The 3,617-nt window shown below is 58.6% G+C and carries 4 protein-coding genes; all 4 read right to left on the minus strand.

Going from position 1 to position 3,617, the window contains the following annotated elements; genetic code table 11:
• Positions 1 to 216: 216 nt before the first annotated feature.
• A complete protein-coding gene (locus PPP56_RS00160; protein WP_353561538.1) occupies positions 217 to 1,248 on the minus strand; it encodes an SPFH domain-containing protein in 1,032 nt (343 codons plus the stop codon).
• Positions 1,249 to 1,313: 65 nt separating this feature from the next.
• Entirely contained in the window at positions 1,314 to 2,228 is a 915-nt protein-coding gene (locus PPP56_RS00165) for an SPFH domain-containing protein (RefSeq protein WP_353561540.1), read from the minus strand.
• A gap of 116 nt (positions 2,229 to 2,344) precedes the next feature.
• The gene (locus PPP56_RS00170; RefSeq protein WP_353561542.1) at positions 2,345 to 2,926 is read right to left on the minus strand and encodes an NfeD family protein; all 582 of its coding nucleotides are present in this window, start codon (positions 2,924 to 2,926) and stop codon (positions 2,345 to 2,347) included.
• A gap of 365 nt (positions 2,927 to 3,291) precedes the next feature.
• Positions 3,292 to 3,617, minus strand: a 326-nt coding sequence (locus tag PPP56_RS00175; protein ID WP_353561544.1) for an ABC transporter ATP-binding protein, incomplete at its 5' end; no start/stop codon positions are given.

Here is a 3,617-nt window from a genome sequence, read left to right on the forward strand (position 1 = left end):
CTTCCAAGTAGGGTAAACCGCTCTAACTGGCGCATGAGATCGCCGCGTCGGTCGCACGCTCCCTCCTCGCGATGACAAGGTGTAAACGTACTTTTGCTGAGCTACTTATTCACCAATGCGTATGCCCCGGCTGCATGATCTTACGACCAGACCATGCAGCCGGGGCATGCTATTTACAGTAAGAAGAGCAGCGGGTAGCAGCCAAGCCGGCATACACTACGACTGTTGCGACGGCTGGCTGTCAGGACCATCAGTCGAGGGATCTCCATCGGCAGAGATGGACTCGGGGGCGCCATCGCCCTGCGCGTCGGTAATGGCTTCGACCTTAAAGTCGTCGAGCGCAAGTCCGTCGATGATATGGTCGTAGCTGGTAAGGTTGGTGGGGAGCAGAATCTGATTCTCGCGGCGCCCGAGCTTGGCCAGGGCATGCAGGTACTGCTCCGCGAGCTGCAGCTTCACAGCCTCCTCGCCGCCGGGTGAGTTCACGGCGCGGGCCACCTGCTCGATGGCTTCGGCGGTTGCGTCGGCAATCGCTTTGATCTCTTCGGCGCGCCCCTCGGCTTCGTTGATGCGCTTCTCGCGTTCCCCTTCTGACTCGTTGATCAGTTCTTGCTTTTCGCCTTCGGCATCATTGATCGTTGACTCTTGCTGCCCTTCAGAGCGTGCTACCGTAGCGCGGCGCTCGCGCTCGGCGGTCATCTGTCGCTCCATCGCCTGCTGCACGGTGCGCGGCGTGTCGATGTTTTTGATCTCGTAGCGGTGCACTTTGATGCCCCAGGCCTGTTCGACCTCGCTCAGCACGTCGACGACGCGCGAGCTAATCAGCGCACGCTCCTGGAACGTGGTGTCGAGCTCCATGCGTCCGATGACCGAGCGTGTGGTGGTCTGCGCCAGCTGGATGGCGGCAAATCGATAGTCGGTAACGCCATAGCTTGCGTTTACCGGGTCGGTAACGCTAAGGTAGATAACCCCGTCGACACGAACGCGCACGTTGTCTTCAGTAAAGCAGTCCTGCGGCTGCACAGGGATTGCCTGCTCGCGCAGGTCTTGTTTGTACCGCACCTCATCAACAAAAGGGATGAGGGCGTGGAAACCGGCTTCGAGGGTTTTGTGATAGTTACCCAGGCGCTCAACAATCTGAGCCTCTTGCTGGGGCACGAGTCGGATGGCGCGCAGGAAGTGGTACGCCACATAGATGGCAAAGATAGCTAACAGCGAGGCGCTGAGCAGTTCGATGGTATCGTACATAATCAATCAGGCGTAAGCGTGAGCAGAAGGGCGTTAGACAGCCCGTTGGGGCCGGGGGCCGCAGGTTAAGACGGGTTTGTCTGGTTGCTAATTTTGGAGGCGCCTTCGAAGAAAGTCTTCAGGTTCGCCGCCTCGACGGGGAGAACCGACACATTGGCTTCTTCAATGATGCCTTCGAACTCATCGATGTACTGCTCGGTGAGCCGCATCTTCACGGCAAGCGAGCCGCCGGGCTGAGCGATCGCGTCGGCGATGCGTTCGATGCCATAGGCCGTAGCCTCTGCGAGCAGCTCCATCTCACGAGCCTGCCCCTTTGCTTCGTTAATGCGCTTCTCGCGCTCGCCCTCCGAAAGCAAGATAGCCCCCTGCCGGTTGCCTGCCGACACGTTGATGCGGGCATCGCGCGTCCCGGTTGATTCGACAACTTCGGCGCGCTTCTCGCGCTCCGCCTCCATCTGCTTCTCCATCGTAGACGTGATCTGCTCCGAGGGCTGGATGTCTTCGATCTCGTAGCGCATCACCTTCACGCCCCACGGGTTCGACGCTTTGTCGAGCTCCTCTACGATCGCTTCGTTCATTTCGTCGCGCTCGCTGAAGGTATCGTCAAGCGTAATCTTTCCGACCTCGCTCCGCATGGTCGTCTGGGCCAGGTTGATCGAGGCAAGCTTATAGTCGTTGATGCCATAGCTGGCCTTGTGAGAGTCCATCACCTTCAAGTAGATGATGCCGTCCACATCCACCTCGATGTTGTCGCGGGTGATGCACTTCTGCGGGGGCACGTCGATCACCTGTTCGCGCATCTCTTGGCGATACGCGACGCGATCAACAAAGGGGATGAGAAAGTGAAAGCCGGGTTTGAGCGTTTTCCGGTACTTGCCAAAGCGTTCGAGAATGGCCTCTTCGCGCATCTCCACCACAATAAACATGTTGTAGAGTACGAAGAGCGCAAGCCCGAGAAAGAGTAAGAGGGCGGTCCACATAGCAAGAGAGCGTCGTAGGGAAGGATCGGTAAGCGAAGGTTTGCCTCCGGGAGGGCCAGGGCACGCAGGACGTTATTTCCGTACGTCGGGTGCTGCTGGTGATGAGGGTCGAGGAATCAGGAAGAACGCGAACTGTCGCGTGAGCGAGGGGGCGTGTCAGACGAGGACGATCCGTTGGTGCTGCTGGCTGACTCCGAAGATCGTTCTGATTCGTTAAGCGCATCTGAGAACTCCTCGTCGAGGGCCGCATGGTCTACGGGTTCAATGACCCACGTGAGGTTATCGCGGTACAGAATGCGGGCCTTGGCTCCTTTGGGAAGCCGGCCCTCGGTGGTGCGGGCGTCCCAGGTGGCACCACGAAAGCGGATGCGCCCGGGATCGTCGTCGCCCGTTTCTTCGACGACGTGTACGACCTGGCCCATGGCCTCTGCGTCCTCGTTCGTCATCGCCAGCGAGAAGTCGCCGCCAAAGTAGCGCATTGCAATAGGGCGCAGGGCAATGGTAAGCGCGGTAGAGGTAAACAACCAGACCAGGGCAGCCCCCAGCGGATCCGAAATAAGCCCGGTCAGCGTTAGCAGCCCGGTTAGAATTCCGCCAACCCCGAGGAAGAAGGCAATGCCGCCGGGGATAAGCAGCTCAAGCACCATCAGCAAGAAGCCGCCAAGAAAGAAGGTCCAGGTAAGCAGGTCTGCGTCCATTGCTGTTGGGTATGAGTCGTTTCAACTGGTACACGTGCTACGGTTGTGACTGCAACTGCACTATACCGTACGCCCGAACGGCGGCGTCGTGCCCTCAGCATGTCTTTTTCGGCAGTGCTGTTTCGACTTTATCTCAGATGTCCGTTGGTTGTCCTGTAATGCCCCAACAGCGGACATAATCAGGAAAGGGCCATTAAACTTGCCTGATGAAATATTGTCTTACAAGACAACATATAGAACAGCCCGCACATCTTCCAGTACTGGGACGACCGCTACGTGATGGGGGCATATGCGCGGGGAGGAGGCGAGAAGCAGGTGAGAGGTGATGCGTTGAGCGGATCGTTCGGTATCTGTGTGTAAAAATTTTAGCGTGATGTCGCCGGAGCGGTTAGCTGGAGGCGTTCGTCGGTCTGCTGCAGGAGGTCGTCGGTGAGGTGGCTGGCAACGACTGCAAGCCCACCTGCATCCCGAAAAGAGGTGAGTGCATCGAGTGTAGCGGTGCGTGCCTGGTCGTCGAGGCTGCGCAACGGTTCGTCCATCAGAAGCACGTCGGGGTCGGAGACAAGCGCAGCAGCGATCTGTGTCTTCTTTACCATGCCGCTGGAGTACGTGGCAATGCGCTGGTGGCGGCGCTCGTCGAGGTCGAGTCGGTCAAGCCAGCTGGATACGACCGCCTCGCCCTTGTCGGCAT

The sequence above is a fragment of the Longimonas sp. genome, from assembly GCF_040409695.1.
In the GTDB taxonomy this organism is placed as follows: Bacteria; Bacteroidota; Rhodothermia; order Rhodothermales; family Salinibacteraceae; genus Longimonas.